General features: G+C 56.9%; 15 protein-coding genes. 13 read left to right on the top strand and 2 right to left on the bottom strand.

Features of this window, described 5'->3' with window-relative positions; genetic code table 11:
• Positions 1 to 169 precede the first annotated feature (169 nt).
• From K3754_RS15995 to K3754_RS15935, 13 genes are all read left to right on the top strand, one after another.
• Positions 170 to 1,771 (top strand): extracellular solute-binding protein, encoded by a 1,602-nt coding sequence (locus K3754_RS15995; RefSeq protein ID WP_203210150.1) that lies wholly within the window; start codon positions 170 to 172, stop codon positions 1,769 to 1,771.
• Positions 1,772 to 1,846: 75 nt separating this feature from the next.
• Positions 1,847 to 2,707 carry a carbohydrate ABC transporter permease gene (locus tag K3754_RS15990; protein WP_203210151.1) on the top strand — a complete coding sequence of 287 codons (861 nt, stop codon included), beginning with the start codon at positions 1,847 to 1,849 and terminating at the stop codon, positions 2,705 to 2,707.
• Positions 2,704 to 3,636 (top strand): carbohydrate ABC transporter permease, encoded by a 933-nt coding sequence (locus K3754_RS15985; protein WP_203210152.1) that lies wholly within the window; start codon positions 2,704 to 2,706, stop codon positions 3,634 to 3,636. The genes K3754_RS15990 and K3754_RS15985 overlap by 4 nt, the downstream gene beginning before the upstream one ends.
• Positions 3,633 to 4,718 (top strand): ABC transporter ATP-binding protein, encoded by a 1,086-nt coding sequence (locus K3754_RS15980; protein ID WP_259938528.1) that lies wholly within the window; start codon positions 3,633 to 3,635, stop codon positions 4,716 to 4,718. Before K3754_RS15985 ends, K3754_RS15980 begins: the two co-directional genes overlap by 4 nt.
• A complete protein-coding gene (locus tag K3754_RS15975; RefSeq protein ID WP_203210154.1) occupies positions 4,718 to 5,773 on the top strand; it encodes an ABC transporter ATP-binding protein in 1,056 nt (351 codons plus the stop codon). Before K3754_RS15980 ends, K3754_RS15975 begins: the two co-directional genes overlap by 1 nt.
• Complete coding sequence (locus K3754_RS15970; RefSeq protein WP_259938526.1) at positions 5,770 to 6,552, top strand: SDR family oxidoreductase; 783 nt, start codon at positions 5,770 to 5,772, stop codon at positions 6,550 to 6,552. Before K3754_RS15975 ends, K3754_RS15970 begins: the two co-directional genes overlap by 4 nt.
• A gap of 12 nt (positions 6,553 to 6,564) precedes the next feature.
• A complete protein-coding gene (locus tag K3754_RS15965; protein ID WP_259938524.1) occupies positions 6,565 to 7,101 on the top strand; it encodes a cupin domain-containing protein in 537 nt (178 codons plus the stop codon).
• Positions 7,094 to 8,056, top strand: coding sequence for a transketolase family protein (locus K3754_RS15960; RefSeq protein WP_259938523.1), 963 nt, complete (start codon positions 7,094 to 7,096; stop codon positions 8,054 to 8,056). The genes K3754_RS15965 and K3754_RS15960 overlap by 8 nt, the downstream gene beginning before the upstream one ends.
• The gene (locus K3754_RS15955) at positions 8,053 to 8,877 is read left to right on the top strand and encodes a transketolase (protein ID WP_259938522.1); all 825 of its coding nucleotides are present in this window, start codon (positions 8,053 to 8,055) and stop codon (positions 8,875 to 8,877) included. The genes K3754_RS15960 and K3754_RS15955 overlap by 4 nt, the downstream gene beginning before the upstream one ends.
• Entirely contained in the window at positions 8,874 to 9,680 is an 807-nt protein-coding gene (locus K3754_RS15950) for an SDR family NAD(P)-dependent oxidoreductase (RefSeq protein WP_259938521.1), read from the top strand. The genes K3754_RS15955 and K3754_RS15950 overlap by 4 nt, the downstream gene beginning before the upstream one ends.
• Positions 9,677 to 10,420 carry an SDR family NAD(P)-dependent oxidoreductase gene (locus K3754_RS15945; RefSeq protein ID WP_203210160.1) on the top strand — a complete coding sequence of 248 codons (744 nt, stop codon included), beginning with the start codon at positions 9,677 to 9,679 and terminating at the stop codon, positions 10,418 to 10,420. Before K3754_RS15950 ends, K3754_RS15945 begins: the two co-directional genes overlap by 4 nt.
• On the top strand, positions 10,420 to 11,508 hold the full coding sequence (locus K3754_RS15940; protein WP_259938520.1) for an aldose 1-epimerase family protein: 1,089 nt from the start codon (positions 10,420 to 10,422) through the stop codon (positions 11,506 to 11,508). The genes K3754_RS15945 and K3754_RS15940 overlap by 1 nt, the downstream gene beginning before the upstream one ends.
• A complete protein-coding gene (locus K3754_RS15935) occupies positions 11,508 to 12,638 on the top strand; it encodes a Xaa-Pro peptidase family protein (protein WP_203210162.1) in 1,131 nt (376 codons plus the stop codon). Before K3754_RS15940 ends, K3754_RS15935 begins: the two co-directional genes overlap by 1 nt.
• 98 nt (positions 12,639 to 12,736) lie before the next feature.
• Here K3754_RS15935 and K3754_RS15930 read toward each other — a convergent pair whose 3' ends face one another.
• Positions 12,737 to 13,933, bottom strand: a complete 1,197-nt coding sequence (locus K3754_RS15930) for a Gfo/Idh/MocA family protein (protein WP_203210163.1) — start codon at positions 13,931 to 13,933, stop codon at positions 12,737 to 12,739.
• A 250-nt stretch (positions 13,934 to 14,183) separates the two neighbouring features.
• Positions 14,184 to 16,229, bottom strand: coding sequence for a methyl-accepting chemotaxis protein (locus K3754_RS15925; protein WP_259938519.1), 2,046 nt, complete (start codon positions 16,227 to 16,229; stop codon positions 14,184 to 14,186).
• Between the last annotated feature and the right edge of the window lies 1 nt (position 16,230).

Genomic DNA, 16,230 nt, shown 5'->3' with positions numbered 1-16,230 from the left:
CGGACCGCCGTGATTGGGCTGTCATGCTAGGCCCATTTAATCCGATTATATATCTTTGATCAAAGATTTTATTGACGTGATCAGTTTATGTGGGTTAGCGTCGCTCCATGACAAGCGGTGCGCGGGAGGAATGCGCGGCGCACAGGTCATCAAACGGGAGGACACCAGAATGACACTTAAGAACGGAATGACCCGCCGCCGGTTCACCAAGGGCCTGCTTTACGGAACTTCGGCTGCGTTAGCATCGCCGTTGATCATGCCGCGCCGTGGCATCGCTCAAGAGGCTTTGGCAAACGGCAAGATCGGTGGGCCAACAGGCTTCGAGGGCGCCGAAGCCTATCAGTACGGGGCAGACACACCTGAAGGCCGCGCAATGGAGGCGTTGCGCGCAATGGCCGGCACCAACTCAGCACCGACCCGCATTCGTCTGGCGCTGTCAGAAGGATCCATTGGCCAGTTGACCCAAGCTTTCCCCGAGGGCGCACCATCCATCAAAGAACTGTTCGAAGCTGAAAGCGGTATCACGCTGGACATCATCGGGGTTCCGTCCGGGCAGGAATTTACCAAGGCGGTGCAAGATATCTCAACCAACGCCGGTGAATATGACATCTACACCACTGACTTTAACCGTCTCGGCGACATCGTCGAAACCGGCGGCGTCGCAAACCTTGACGAGTTTGTCGAAAAGCATCAGCCGGAATGGGCTGCTGAAAACGGCTATGTCGGCGGTGAGCAAGGCGTTAGCTTGCTCAACAAATATAGGGGCAGTTACTATGGTATCTCGCTCGATGGTGACTTCCTCACATGGATCTATCGCAAAGATCTGTTTGAGGATGACGCGATGCGCCAGGCCCACAAGGCCGCGACAGGCCGCGAGCTGACCTTGCCTTCCACCTATGCCGAACTTGATGAAACGGCGCTGTTCTTCACCAAACACACAAATGGTGAGATTCACGGCTGCACCGATCTGCGCAATCAGGGTTGGGGCTATATCAACTGGTACGGCCGCTACACCACGATGGGCAATCCAAACCAGTTCCTGTTTGCCGACGATGGCAGCATGCTGATCAACTCCGAAGCTGGCGCACGGGCCACGCAAGAATATGTCGATAGCCTTGCGCACCATGCCCCGGATGCGATCTCTTGGAGTTGGCCAGAGCAATACGGGTCTATGGCGAACGGCACCTCAGCAATGACGTGCGCATGGTCGAATATGCCCAAGTTCCTCGACAATCCGGCAAATGAAGGGTCCAAGGTTGTCGGGAAGCTGGGATCTTGGACGCCGCCAGGCCGCGAAGTCGATGGCGACCTGATCAGCCGTTCCCTTTTGTGGTTCTCGCTGGCCGCATCCGTATCCAATCAAGCGGACAATCCCGAAGCCTGCTATCTGTTCCTGCAGTGGCTGGGCGGGCCGCAAATCTCATCTTGGATGGTGGCAAACCCTGCGGGTTACTTCGACCCATGGCAGAACGCGCATCTGGATGATCCGTTGGTGCAGCGGACCTATCACGACTACCATGTGGACACGATCCGCAAGTCGATCCAACGTGCAGTGCCGTCGATTAACTATCCTGGCGCGACAGCATTCCACAACGCCCTGGACGAAAACCTCGTTGCGGCCCTCACCGGTGAAAAAACCGCCGAGCAGGCAATGGCGGACACCGAGCGCCAGTGGAAACGCATCACCCGCCGCGTGGGCGAAGACAAGTTGCTCGAAGCAATCCGCTTTAACAACGAGGCTTGGCCGACGATCACTGATCCGGTTACCTGATCCACAAACACAATCCTACAGGCCGGCCTTTGCGGGCTGGCCTGTGCTTTGATCCTGTCTCAAAGGGCTTTTTGCATGCAGTTGTCACTGTCCTTCCGCGTATTTCGATTTTTTGCCATCGGGCTGGCATTGGTCTTCACGCTCATTCCGGTTTTGTGGATGATGTCGATGGCGTTCAAACCTATTCCCGAATGGTCTGCCAGTGGCGACAACCTGACATGGTGGCCCAAAGACCCGACGCTGGACAACTTCCGCTATATCTTCGGCGCAAGCTCAAGCGAGTTGTTGTCGACATTGGAGCGCACCGCGGGGCGCCCCATTTTGGCCTCCCTGTTGGCAGCGACAATCGGCACCTTGATCGCGATGGTTGTCGGATCGAGCGCGGCCTATGGCGTATCGCGTTACGGGTCAGGTAAGAACCTGCCGCTGGCATTGATTCAGCTCCGGCTGTTCCCCCCCCTCGCGGTCATGATCCCGGTGATGGTGATGTGGACGTTCTTAGGACTTACCGACACGTGGTACGGGCTGAGCCTGGTCTACGGCATCGTCACACTGCCCTTCGCCTTCTGGCTCATGAAAACCTATTTTGACGATATGCCGATTGAGATCGAAGAGGCTGCATTGGTCGAAGGGTGTTCGCGCTTTCGTGTCCTTACCCGCGTGACCCTGCCAATGATGCGCGGCCCGCTGGCCTCATCCGCGTTGCTGGTCTTTATCCTGAACTGGTCCGACTACCTGATCGCATTGATGCTCACGACGCGCGATTGGGTCACGATCCCCGTGTACATGGCGTCACTTTCCTCTTCGATGACCGGACAGCTTTACGGTGCCAAGGCGGCGCTGGGTCTGATTGCAGCTGTGCCGCCTGTGATTATGGGCATCTTGATTCAAAAACACCTCGTGCGTGGCCTAACATTCGGAGCGTTGAAGCAATGACACATTCCTCGCCCCAAACCTCGAACGCTGCGAAAGACGCACCAAAATCCCGGCTTGGGCTTTGGTTGACCCTGCCGGCACAGCTTCTGATCCTCTTTGTCGCGGTTTTCCCGCTGCTGATGCAGCTCTACCTCAGCTTCTCCGACTGGACTCCGCTGGCCGGACGATCTTGGACCCGGGCGCATGAATTGTGGATCGGTTTTTGGAACTACTCAGACCTCTTTGCAGATCCGCGATTTTGGGGTGCCCTGTGGCGCACAATGATCGTGATCGGTATCGCAGTGCCGGTTGAATTCTTGTTGGGGCTGGGTCTCGCCACCCTGTTCATGCAAGATTTCCGCGGCAAGAAGGTGCTCTATTCCACGCTGCTGGTGCCGATGATGATCGTACCTGCGGTTGCCGGATATATGTTCTTTTTGCTGTTCCAATCGGATGGTCCAATCAATGGTTTGCTCTCTGCGCTGACCGGGCTTGATGTGAGTATCCGCTGGCTGACAGACCCTGACCTTGCGATCTTTGCGGTTATGATTGCAGACATCTGGCAGTGGACGCCGCTGATGTTCTTGATCCTTTTGGCAGGGCTTTTGGGCGTGCCGCGCGAACAACTGACGGCGGCGACCCTTCTGGGCGCATCCCCGTGGCAGCGGTTCCGCACCATTGTGTTGCCCAAGATCAAAGTCATTATCGTGATTGCGCTGGCGATCCGCGTGATCGAGGTTTTCAAGATTTTTGACACGCTGTTCATCATGACAGCTGGCGGTCCGGGCACAGCGACGGAAACGATTTCGGTGTTCTTTTATAAGATCATGACGCTGGAACTGGCCTGGAGCTATGTTGCGGCTGCAGGTCTGGTGATCCTGATTGCCCTGTCGATCCTCGCTGTTGCTGCGATGTATTTCCTTCCCAAATCCAAGGAGGCAGGCAAATGACCAGCATCCACCTTGATAATATCGTCAAGAAATTCGGAGATTTCACTGCGATCCAAACCATGAACCTGGAAGTGCGCGATGGTGAGTTTCTCGCGCTGCTCGGGCCATCGGGTTGCGGTAAATCCACCACGATGAATATCATCGCGGGGATGGAAACCCCGACCCACGGTACGGTCAAATTTGGCGAACGGGACATCACCCATGTGCCGATGCAAAAGCGCGGCGTTGGATTTGTATTCCAGAACTACGCGATCTTCACCCATATGTCGGTCTATGAAAACCTCGCTTATGGGCTGCGGATGAACGGCACCCCCAAGGCTGAACTGGATCGCAAAGTTCAGGAGATCGCGGAGTTTCTGGAGCTGACCGCGATCCTGCATAGACCGTCTGCGGGACTGTCAGTGAACATCTTGCAGCGTCTGGCCATCGGTCGTTCCGCTATTCTGGAGCCGTCAATATTCTTGTTGGATGAACCCTTGTCCAACGTCGACGCGGCGTTCCGCGCGGTGATGCGTCAAGAGCTCAAGCAGCTGCAGCGCAAATTCAAACAGACCATGGTTTACGTAACTCATGATCAGCTTGAGGCCATGACAATGGCGGACCGGATTGCGGTTATGGACCACGGCGTCCTGCAACAAGTCGGCACGCCGATTGATGTCTACAACAACCCTCGCAATCTGTTTGTCGCGCAGTTTTTGGGCTCGCCGGGGATGAACTTGCTGCCGGGCGCCTTGGCGGATCGGGGCGGTGACATGTTTGTCGATCTTGAGCTGGGCGGCAGCATCGCGCTCAAAGGTAGTGATGCACAGGCCGGTCGCGCCGCAAAAAGCCGCGATGTGGTCTGCGGCTTCCGCCCCGAGGCCGTGCAGTTTGATGATGCGGGTGTCTCCCTCTCTGTGACCTTTGTCGAACGGATCGGCGCGCGGACAATTGTCCACATGGGCAAGGGTGCCGCATCGGTAAAGGCGGTTTTTGATAACAAGGTTGCTGTGAACGTCGGGGATCAAACCCGCATTGCCCCCCAGGACAATGCAATCCGTCTTTTCGCAGCGCAAAGCGGCGAAAGCCTGCAGGTGGCATAATGGCTAGTATTTCCTTTCGCAATGTAACCAAACGCTTTGGCGACACCATGGCGTTGAACGATGTGTCCTTTGATATTGAGGATAACGAATTCTTCTGCTTCTTTGGGCCGCCTCTGTCAGGCAAATCAACCATCCTTCGGATTATTCTGGGCCTGGACACCCCGGACAGTGGTGAGGTGTTGATCGACGGCAAACCGGTAACCCACATCGGGCCGGCAGAACGAAACATCGCAATGGTGTTCCAGAACCTCGCCTTGTTTCCGCATATGACTGCACGGGAGAATGTGATCTTCCCGCTGGTCGAACGCAAAACCGCTCCTGCGGAGATCGAGGCCAAGCTGGGCGATGTGGCGGAAAAACTGCATATGTCGCACATCCTGCACAAACATCCGGCGCAATTGTCGGGGGGCGAACGACAGCGGGTCGCGATTGCCCGTGCGCTGGTTCGCGATCCAGTGGCCTATCTGATGGACGATCCGATCTCGGCCTTGGATGCACGTCTGCGTGAAGAGACCCGGATCGAGCTGAAACGCATTCAACGCGAGGTCGGACATACCCTGATCTATGTAACGCACGATCAGGAAGAGGCGATGTCGATCGCCGACCGTATGGCGATCCTGCGCGATGGGCAGGTGCAACAAATTGGCACTCCGATAGAAATCTACGATGCGCCTGCTAATACCTATGTTGCTTCTATGCTCGGTGCGCCTGCGATCAACCTGTTCGATGTGGATGCCATCAGCGGTGTTACCAAGAACGGCGCACTTGATCTCAATGGAGTAGATCTGGACGGGGTTGAGCGGGTCGGCCTGCGTCCTGAAGACGGCCGGCTGATTGGTGTCGACAGCGGTCTAAGATCAACGGTCTCAATGGTGGAGCCTTTGGGCGGGGCGACAATCGTGACGCTGGACCCACCCGAAGGTGGCACACCGATACGGTTGATGCTGCGCGGCCAGCCAACGATTGAGGTCGGCGCAGGAATAGCCATTGAATACACCCCAAGTGCATTGATGCGCTTTGACGCCAACAATGAGCGCATGGGAGACACAAAATGAAATTCGAGGGCAAAACTGCCATCATCACCGGGGCATCGCGGGGGATCGGGGCCGAGACCGCGCTGCACCTCTCGGATTTGGGGGCAAATGTGATCTTGCTGGCCCGATCCGGAGATGAGATCGGCGCGCTGGCAGATGACATCAAAGACCACGGCGGCGCTGCAGAGGCATTGACCTGCGACGTGGCCAATCCCACCGACGTGGCCAATGCCATTGCGGCCTGCAAGGACCGGTTTGGCGGCTTGAACATTCTGGTGAACAATGCCGGGTTGATTGACCCGATTGCCCGCCTCGAAGACAGCGATCCACAAGCATGGGCGCAAGTCATGAATGTGAACGTGTTGGGCGTCTACCACATGCTGCGCGAAGGCCTGCCCCTGATGGGGCAAAGCGGTGGCGGGACAGTGATCAACATCAGCTCCATCGCGGCGGTCAAAGCATTGGAAGGTTGGTCGCATTACTGCGCTTCCAAAGCCGCAGTGCTGTCCCTGACCCGCAGTGTGATGGCCGAATGGGGCGATAAGGGCGTGACAGCTGTAGGACTCAGCCCCGGCACAGTCGCGACAGGCATGCAAAAATCCATCGCGCAATCGGGCCTCAATCCCGTCAGCCAAACCCCGTGGGAGGCCCATATCCCGCCGCAATGGGTTGCCAAGGCGATCGCTTGGCTCGCGCAAGGCGGTGCGGTGGATTACGCGGGCCGCGATTTTTCAATCAAACACAAATACGGACGACGGGCGGTGGGTCTGCCCGAAGACGGCGCATTGGACGGCGAATAGGAGACATCACTCATGAGCAACGACAAAGACGGAAAAGACCGCGGGTTTTACGATGGTAACGGGTTTGACAATTTGACCGGGCCGGGCGCACAGCAGGCCTATGATTTCTGGGACCGCCTCGAAGAGATGCGCAAGGATGAACCGTTGAAAGGCAATCTGTACGATCCGCGGGTCTCTGCGGATTTCCCGCAAAACCCCTGCAATCTGCCGATCAACTTGATGTTGTGGCCAGAACGGATGATGGACTTTGTCATGCTGCGCGGCGAGCCGGGCGGGGAATTTCCGCCACATACCCACGGCTATGGCGATGAGATTTATCTCATCATTAACGGCGAAGGCATCGTGATTATTGACGGTGTCGAATACGAGGCCAAAAAGCACGATATTTTCTGGATCCCCGCAGGCACACCGCACACTTATCGCACACCAGCAGACAAAACAGAAAGTTTCGACATCTTTGCGGTCAATGTTCCGGGCGTCAAACACACGATGCGGTCCACCTATTGGGCAGGCCCGCCCAAAGGCAAAATGGCGGGCGACAATGCTTGATCCAGAAGACAAGAACCTCGGCAAGGCCGTGGTCGAGGCCCCCTTTGCCGCCGCATTGGAAGATCTGGCGCAATCCCGCGATGATCTGGTTGTGGTGACAGCGGATTTGTCCAAATGGACCGACGTTCTGCCTTTTGCCAGGGCGCACCCCGATCGGTTTGTACAGGTCGGCATGGCCGAGCAAAACCTCATGGGTGTGACTGCCGGTTTGGCCAAGTCTGGTCTTTTGCCTGTCGCGGTGACCTTTGGCGTTTTTGCAACACGTCGCGCCTATGACCAGATCGCGATGAGCCTTGCGACCCAGCCGTGCCACGCGATCATCGCTGGATTTTTGCCCGGTTTGGACAGCCGTTTCCGCGGTACGCATCAGGCTATCGACGATCTGGCGTTGATCCGCTCCCTGCCGGGTTTGACAGTGATTGACCCTGCCGATGCCACCGAGTTACAGGCCGCAGTCGTTGCCGCCGCTGACCACGAGGGCGTGATTTATATCCGTTGCAGCCGTGGCCGCGCCGAACAGCTATTCGACACTGGCACCGGATTTGAAATCGGGCCAGCACGGGAATTGCGCGAGGGCAGCGGCGATCTGGCGGTTGTGACCACTGGCGCCGCAACCCGCTGGGCCGTGGAAGCGATTGAAACGCTAGCCGATCAGGGCGGGGTGTCGCATTTGCATGTGCCGACGCTGAAACCCTTTCCCGATGCGCAAGTGGCTGCGTTTTGCGCCCGTAATGCACGGGTGATCACGGTGGAAAACCATCTGGTACATGGCGGCCTTGGTGCCAGCGTCAGTGCAGCCCTGGCGACACGCGGTATTGGTGTGCCCGTCCAGATCAAAGGGATCAACGACCGTTGGGGCGAATACGGAACACCCGAATTTTCTCGTAGCAAGCTTGGCCTTGGCTGCACAGACCTAGCTGCCGCGTTTGCGCAAAAACAACTGGAGGCATCATGAAACCCAATGCGCCCTCAACAGCAGAGCTTGCGCTGACTGCCGCGCGGATCCGCCGGATGGTGATCGAAATGTGCCGTCAACCCAAACAGGGCTATGCCGGACAAGGGCTTGAGCTGGCCGATATAATGACGGTGGTGTTTCACGACATCAAGCGCCCACAAGATCGTTTTCTGTTGTCGACAGGCCATGCCGCCATCGCGCTTTATGCCGCGCTTTGGTCCGTTGGTGAATATGAACAAGAAGAGCTGATGACCTACGGCTTTGACGGGACCGAAATTGAAGAAAGCCCATTGGATGATCTCAAGGGGTTTGAGATGACGGGCGGGTCATTGGGGCAGGGGCCAAGTCAGGCCGCTGGTTTGGCGCTGGGTCTTCGGATGCAGGGCAGCAACGCGCGGGTCATTTGTGAAGTCTCTGATGGTGAGCTGCAAGAAGGCGCCGCTTGGGAAGGCTTTATGTTTGCGGCAGCCCGCAGCCTGTCTAATTTGGTTTTTGTGATCAATGACAATGGCGAACAGGCCGATGGCGCCACTGCTGAGGTCTTGGACATCGGCCCGCTTGCGCCCAAATTTGAGGCGTTTGGCATCAAAGCAATCGACGTGGACGGCCATGATCTCACCGCGCTCCGCACCGCCTTTCGCGACGCAGAAACCGCCGTTGGACCGGTTGCGTTGATCTGCAAAACGATACCCGGCAAAGGTGTCAAAACCTTCGATCAATTTGCCCGCGTTCACTATGTGCGCACCACCGAAGAGATCTGGCAGGCCGCTGCCGATGAGTTGGATGCGCAGATCACTGAACTAGAAGGGGTGCCGGCATGAGGCTTGATGGACAGGTCGCCTTGATCACTGGCGCTGCGCAAGGCATTGGCCGTGCCTGCGCCGAAGTGATGGCGGCACATGGGGCAAAAGTGGCCGTGACGGATATCGTCAAGGACGGGGCCGACGAGGTTGCGCATGCTATCGGAGCCGAGGCCGGATCATGGCAGCTGAACACCTCAGATCGCGGCGCAGTGTTTGAAACAGTCGCGGCAATCACCGCAGATCTTGGTGCGCCAACGATTCTCGTGAACAACGCAGGCATCCAACGCATTGGCGCCACAGAGGACCTGGACCGCGCTCTTTGGGACGAAAGCATCGCGGTCAATTTAACAGGCGTGTTTGACTGCATCCAAGCCGTGGTGCCGGGCATGTTTGCGGCAGGCCACGGATCGATCGTCAACCTCGCCAGCGTGAATGCCGAACGCGGCATGCCGGGGCGTACGCCCTATTGCGCGACCAAGACCGGGATCGTCGGAATGACCCGTGCCATGGCGGTGGAATGGGCCTCACGTGGCGTGCGTGTCAACGCGATAGAGCCGGGCTACGTTTTGACCCCGATGGTGCAATCGGCCATCGACGAAGGCCTCCTGGACCTACCCCAATTGATCGATCGTATTCCGATGCGCGAACTGGCCGCTTGCGAAGATATCGCCAATGCCGCGCTTTTTCTATCGAGCCGCGAAGGCCGTTATATCACCGGTCAGGTTCTGCCGGTTGACGGTGGTTACCTCGCCTATGGCGCACCGCGCCCAACATCTGATCTTCCCACACGCACATACGAATTTGGAAAGGACCGTACATGAGCAAACGTGTCGTCATCATCACAGGGGCCGCCGGAGGCCTTGGCGCAGACATGGCTCATCACTTTTGCCAAAGCGGCCATGCGGTGGCTTGCGTCGGGCGTTCCTCGGAGCGCCTCCATGCGTTGGCCAAAGAGCTGACAGATGCGGGACATGATGCAATTGCAGTGGAATGTGACCTTGCTATTCCGGCCCAGATCGAAGCCATGGCCGAGACTGTCGCGCAGGCCTTTGGCGGGATAGATGTGTTGGTCAATAACGCCGCGACTTACAAGCTGCGCCCCTGGCTTGAGATCAGTGCTGAAGAATTTGACCATATCATTTCGGTCAATCAGCGTGGCTGTTTCCTGACCGCAAAGGCATGTTTCCCCTACCTTAAGAAAAGCGGCACTGGCCGGGTTGTGAACATTGTTTCGAACACACTCTTTATCGGTTGGGAGGGGTTGATGAGCTATGTCAGTTCCAAGGGCGGTATCATCGGTCTGACCCGAACATTGGCCCGAGAAATCGGCAAAGAAGGCGTGACCGTCAACGCGGTTGCACCCGGCGCTATCCCGACCAAAGCCGAAGAACATCATCCCGATCAAGATGAATTCAACAAGAAAATCCTTGATTTCCAATCCATGAAAGTGCGCGGAACACCTGGGGACATCTCCCGTGCGGTGGCCTATTTTGCAGATGAAGGATCAGGATTTGTCACCGGCCAGACCCTGATTGTTGATGGCGGCGGAGCGATGATCTGATGCAGATTTTCGGCAACACGCTAAACCGCAAAGACCTGATGCGCCGTGTCGGCAGTTTAGATCAGGTCGCGGGGGTGCGGTTGGTCGAATTGTCTGATGGCGCCGGGCGCGGGGTACGGATGCTTGAGTTCCGTTCTGGCGGCGGGCTTGAGTTTGAGGTGATCGTGGACCGGGCCTTTGATCTGGGCGCGGCGCGGATCGACGGGCGCCCGCTGAATTTTACTGCGCCGCTTGGTGTGCAGGCGCCATGGTATGGTGAAGCGCGGTGGCTGGAAAGCTGGCTGCGGTCCTTCGGCGGCGGTTTGATGGCGACAGGCGGGCTTGATCACACGATGTTCCCTACCGAGGATGACGCCAGCCATCTGAACTATCCGGCCAAACCAACGGAGACTTATCCGCTACATGGGCGGCTGACCAATATTCCAGCAAAGCTGACGGGTTATGGTACGCGGTGGGACGGCGATCAGCCAATTCTATGGGCCGAAGGTGAGGTGCGACAAGCCTGCCTTTTTGGCGAAAACCTCAGCCTGACGCGCCGCATCGAGGTGGTGGTTGGCAGCAACACCATGTCTTTGCACGACCGTGTGACCAATCACGCCCATACTGCCAATCCGCAGCTTTCCCTTTATCATGTAAACCTTGGCTTTCCCCTAATCGAAGAGGGCGCGCGGGTCATCGTTGACTATGAAAAAGCCGAGCCGCGCGGGACGTTTGACCCGGATGGCTGGCAGGTTTTTGGGCCTCCCCAAGCTGGATTTTCCGAAGAGGTGATGGAGATCTACCCGAAATCCATCGATGGCTGGGCCGAAGCATCGGTGGTGAATGCGCAAGAAGACTTGCTGTTTCACGAACGGTTCCGTTCGGACACCCTACCTTATCTCTTGCTTTGGCGGATGTTTGGGGAAGGCACCTATGTTGTGGGGCTTGAGCCATCAAGTGTAGACACCACGCCCCGTGAGGCGCTGCGTGAGCAAGGCCGGTTGCCAATGTTGGGCGCCGGAGAAAGCCGCGACTACCACATGGAATTCACCGCCCATTCGGGCCGCGATGCTGTGGCATCGTTTCTACAAAAAACGGAGGCGGATTGATGGATGAACGCACACAAAAGGTGATCGCCGCTGCAGGCGCGGAACGATCGCAATGGGCGTTGCTGACTGCGCCAGACAGCGTGGCCTATGCCGCCCGGCACGTGGCCGGTGTTGAAACCGGACCGTCGCCTTTTGACGGTGGTCCGACGGCAGCACTGATCAGTCCTGAAGGTGAGATCAGTGTTTTGTGCAATGAGTTAGAGGCCGCCGCGGCGCGATCTTCGGATGCAGATCATGTGTTCACCTATGAAAGCCTTGGTTTTGCCGATCTGCGCCATCTGACGCAAAAATATGCCGAAGGGCTGGGTCAAATGCTTGACCGGACGAACGTTAAGGGCGCAATCGCGGTCGAGGCGGCAAACTGTCCGGCTTCCGTTATGGCTGCCATTGGCGGGCGGGCGCGCATCAGATGGTTTGATGTGGAATTGGGCCGTGCCCGATCTATCAAAACCCCCCAAGAGATTGCCGCGCTGCGCCATTGCGCAGAGCTGACGGCCGCAGGGCAAGATGCCGTTGCCGCCGCTGTGACCGAAGGGAAAAGCGAACTGTTTGCATGGCGCGACATTCGGTTTGCAATGGAAGAGGCCGAGGGTACAAGGCTGCCCGTGGCGGGGGATTTCGTCAGTGGCGTGGCGCGCACCGCAGCAATCGGCGGGCCAGCGACGGGCCGTACTCTGGCGCACGGAGATCCAATCATCTCGGATCTGGCGCCACGTGCGCGGGGCTACTGGGGCGACAGCTGCCGTACTGCTTGCTTGGGTGAGGCGTCGCCCGCGCTGATGCAGGCTTACGACCTGGCTTATGAGTGCTACCAAATGGTGCGCGATACGCTGCGGCCGGGAATTACGGCACATGAATTTGACGCGCCGATACGCCAGCGCATCAAGGACGCGGGGTATTTCAATCCTGTACATATGGGGCATGGCATCGGCACCTCGGTGCATGAATGGCCGCGCCTTGTTCCGGGGGAACAGGCCTTGATCCAGCCCGGTATGGTGCTGATGGTTGAACCAGGTGTGTATCGCGAAGATATAGGCGGCGTGCGGTTGGAGCAGATGTTCTTGATCACGGAAACGGGGCACGAGGTGCTGTCGCCGTTTGATATTCCCGCGCAAATGCCGATCATCTGAGCGACGCGTTGCTCTGCCTCTGCTTGTTCAGAAGCCCTCGATGAAAAAAAGGCCCGGCTCCTTTCAGAGCCGGGCTTTGTGTTTCTATGATGATCGCATCAGGCGTCCATCAAGATGTCTTCTGTCTCACCTGTGTCCGGGTTGCGAACGATCAGGCGTTTGCGGCCATCTGGCAACAGTTCTGTCTTGAGGATGTCTTTGCCATCGTGCTGTTGTTTGTTGGGCGACAGATGCGGCGTTGTGCCATATCTCCAATCCAGCTCAACCGGTGCCCAGGCACGGGTTTCCAGGGACTTGTAGAACGCATCCAGAACCGCGGCGACGACATAGCCGTCATAGAAGGTTTCCTGCGGCTCACGGCCTTCTTCCAATGCGGCGAACTGATCGGTGAACATGTCGACATATCCAAGTGCCACGGCTTCGTCGCCTACTGGGAACAACCAGCCGCTGTCGGTTTCTGCCTTTTCGGCAACATATCCATCAGCGCCGCCTGAGCTGTACATCTCAAAGCCAGTGCGCAGGAAGTGATCCAACCGCACCATGCCTTGGGTGCCGCTGACCTCATCGCGCAGATCCATACCGCCACGGAATGTCCAGGAACATTCCATCTGCCCCACAGCACCACTTTCAAAGCGGATAAGGCCGATGGAATTGTCTTCGATCGGGATCGGGTGATACAGCGTGTCGGCCCATGCCATCACTTCGACGGGGCGGTTGCCCTTACCGACAAAGTTACGAATGATTTCAACGCAATGACAGCCCATATCGATGGTACAGCCGCCGCCAGCGCGGTTCTTATCCCAGAACCAGGCGGAATGCGGACCAGGGTGTGCCTCGCGGGAACGGACCCAGGTGATGTCACCCAACGCACCCTTTTTAACGGCCTCCAACGCCTTGAGGGTCTTGGGGGTATAGCAAAGGTCTTCGAGATAGCCAGCAAAGATACCAGCCTTTTCGACGAGCTCAAGCATCCGCTTGGCTTCTTCGGCATTCCGGGCCAGTGGTTTGGTACACAAGACCGCTTTGCCCGCTTCGGCGCAGAGGCGAATCGCCTCTTCATGCATTGAGTTGGGCAGGCCAACGACGACAACATCCGTTTCTGGATCGTTGATCGTTTCTTCCATGGATGTGGCATGGCGCGGAATGCCCCATTGCTCACAGAACGCCTGACCGCGTTCCTCGGTGCGTGAATAAACATTCATGACACGATCAGGATTTCGCTGCCCGTGCAGCACCTGTGTGTAGAAATTACATATCAGGCCTGTGCCTAACATGCTGATCTTATGCGGGGTCATTTGAGGTCTCCTCCCTTCGACTCTGTTCCTATCTTTGATTGTGCATCTTTGATCAAAGAATGCAACAGGTATGTTCCACGGTGGTGTTTTCGCGGAAAACGCCGTTTTTGACGCAATTTGGCGTCAGGTCTGCGATGGGTTTATCGGCCAGCAGCGATTTCAAAGGTTGATTTGGAGCATTGCGCCAGATCTGCGTTGGTTCGGATTGATCTGGAAATCCACCTGGCCACCAAGTGGAAACCCAAATCAATCAGCTGGCGCGCATGGCATTCTCTGAGGCCGTCCAGAGATCATCCGCTGCGGCTTCAGAAGACACAATGGCATCGGTCTGAGAAGAATTGACCCCGCCTTCGAACTTGAAATTCTCAATGAGTGCTTTCATCTGCTGGGCAGATTCCAGCAAAACTGCGGTCGCAGCTGAAGATTCCTCGCTCATCGCGGCGTTGGTCTGGGTCAATTGTTCCAGTTCAACAACAGTCCCTTCCATCTGCTTGATCTGATGCGCCTGATCTCCGGTGGAGACAGCAATGGCTTGCACCGCTTCGGCGGCTTTGGAAATGCGGGCGACCACCTCGTCCATTGCGCTGCCCAGTTCAGTGATCAATTTGCTGCCCTGTTCTACGCCGCGTTGGCTGTTGGCGATCAGTTGGCCGATTTCATGGGCCGATTCCGCCGACCTTTGAGCAAGGGAGCGCACTTCGGTTGCGACAACTGAGAACCCTTTGCCACTTTCTCCGGCACGGGCCGCCTCAACGCCGGCGTTCAACGCGAGCAGATTGGTCTGAAAGGCGATCTCATTGATCACATCGGTTGCGACGCTGATCTTGTTTGAATATTCCGCGATCTGCGCCATCGCTGTGACTGTTTTATCGACAACCTGTCCGCTTTGTTCGGCAGCGCTCTGGGCGCTGACAGCAAATTCGGTGGCTTTGTTGGCATGATCGGATGCGGACAAAGAAGCAGCGTTGATTTCGCGCATCATGTCATTGGCTGTGCTGAGACGGCTCGCAGCGCCTTCGGTGCGCTGGGACAGGTCTTTGGCCGCATTGGACAACTCAGAAGAGCTGTTGGTAACGATCTGCGCGTTCTGCGAAATGTGACCAAGAGCAGCGCCAAGCGATGAGATCCCCTTGTTCACATTCATTTTGAGTTTTGAAAATGCGCCTTGGAACTCACCTTCCATCTTGAGGGTGAGATCGCATTTTGCCAAAGCCTCAAGAACACGGGACGTTTCTTTGACACCAACCTCGACCGTCTCGACAAGCTGATTTACCGAGGCGCGGATGGCATCGTCGTCATCCTCTGACGCGGCGTTTTGCATTCTGCCGGTGAAATCCCCCGCCTGTGCCAATGCGATCACCCTCGCGAGTTCGGCTTGCATTGCTTCTGTTTTGCGCGATCGTTCCAAAGCGTCTTCTGCTTGTTGCCGTTCCAGATCGGCCTGTTCTTGCAAGGCTTGCAGACGCGCCGCTTCCGCTTCTCGGGCGGCGGCCTCCTTGGCTTTTTCTGCGTCTTGATGTTGGGCCTGTGCGATGGCCAAATCCCGTTTGGCCTGTTGGCCGTCGCGAAACACGACCAGGGCACCCGCCATCTGTCCCAATTCATCTTTTTGCCCGATATTGGGAATTTCGACATCATCCTGATCGGCGGCAATAGCGGTCATTGCATTGACCATCTTATGAATGCCACGTGACAGGCGGATGCTGACCGCAATAGAAATGAGCAGGCTCAGCGCAATTGTGGAAATGCCGACGGTGAGGATCACAAAAAGGGATCTGCTGATCGAGCTTTGCGCCCGCTTGATGGCATTCTCGGTCTCGGTCTTCGAATTTGTCAGGTTCTCTGATATGACGCCAAATATCTCACCATAGACAGAAAGCGCTCCGCGCAACCCGCCAAATGCGATCCTGGGGTTTCGTTCTGCCATGCCCAAAAGGCCGTTCAGTTTCTTCTTGAACTCGGTATAGCTTTCTACGGGGACAAGACCCGCCTCGGCAAAACGATCCAACTCGACGATCATCTGATCAATCTGACCGCGCATTTTCGCGGCATCTTCGGCTGGGCCGTTCATTTCAAGCCAAAGAAGGTACTGGTAAATCTTCTGGATCAATGTCGCGAGCGCCGCGCTTGCCTCGTTGTTTGCTTTCTCCTGCGGCGCTGCAATATCAGTCAAATATTGCATGGCGCCGGTGGCGTCATTCAAGCCGCGATAGGAAAACAGGGACACCACCGTCGCCCCGATAAAGGACAGCAAGGCGACAAAGATGATTTTCTGCTTGATAGAGGTCAGGAACACG

The sequence above is a fragment of the Sulfitobacter sp. M368 genome (genome assembly GCF_025141875.1).
GTDB lineage: Bacteria > Pseudomonadota > Alphaproteobacteria > Rhodobacterales > Rhodobacteraceae > Sulfitobacter > Sulfitobacter mediterraneus_A.
This window is presented reverse-complemented; position numbering and strand designations above follow the sequence as displayed.

Bases quoted from the DNA above. Each gene is read 5' to 3' on its own strand.
- K3754_RS15995 (WP_203210150.1), top strand. From the start codon at position 170: ATGACACTTAAGAACGGAATGACCCGCCGCCGGTTCACCAAGGGCCTG.
- K3754_RS15990 (WP_203210151.1), top strand. From the start codon at position 1,847: ATGCAGTTGTCACTGTCCTTCCGCGTATTTCGATTTTTTGCCATCGGG.
- K3754_RS15985 (WP_203210152.1), top strand. From the start codon at position 2,704: ATGACACATTCCTCGCCCCAAACCTCGAACGCTGCGAAAGACGCACCA.
- K3754_RS15980 (WP_259938528.1), top strand. From the start codon at position 3,633: ATGACCAGCATCCACCTTGATAATATCGTCAAGAAATTCGGAGATTTC.
- K3754_RS15975 (WP_203210154.1), top strand. From the start codon at position 4,718: ATGGCTAGTATTTCCTTTCGCAATGTAACCAAACGCTTTGGCGACACC.
- K3754_RS15970 (WP_259938526.1), top strand. From the start codon at position 5,770: ATGAAATTCGAGGGCAAAACTGCCATCATCACCGGGGCATCGCGGGGG.
- K3754_RS15965 (WP_259938524.1), top strand. From the start codon at position 6,565: ATGAGCAACGACAAAGACGGAAAAGACCGCGGGTTTTACGATGGTAAC.
- K3754_RS15960 (WP_259938523.1), top strand. From the start codon at position 7,094: ATGCTTGATCCAGAAGACAAGAACCTCGGCAAGGCCGTGGTCGAGGCC.
- K3754_RS15955 (WP_259938522.1), top strand. From the start codon at position 8,053: ATGAAACCCAATGCGCCCTCAACAGCAGAGCTTGCGCTGACTGCCGCG.
- K3754_RS15950 (WP_259938521.1), top strand. From the start codon at position 8,874: ATGAGGCTTGATGGACAGGTCGCCTTGATCACTGGCGCTGCGCAAGGC.
- K3754_RS15945 (WP_203210160.1), top strand. From the start codon at position 9,677: ATGAGCAAACGTGTCGTCATCATCACAGGGGCCGCCGGAGGCCTTGGC.
- K3754_RS15940 (WP_259938520.1), top strand. From the start codon at position 10,420: ATGCAGATTTTCGGCAACACGCTAAACCGCAAAGACCTGATGCGCCGT.
- K3754_RS15935 (WP_203210162.1), top strand. From the start codon at position 11,508: ATGGATGAACGCACACAAAAGGTGATCGCCGCTGCAGGCGCGGAACGA.
- K3754_RS15930 (WP_203210163.1), bottom strand. From the start codon at position 13,933: ATGACCCCGCATAAGATCAGCATGTTAGGCACAGGCCTGATATGTAAT.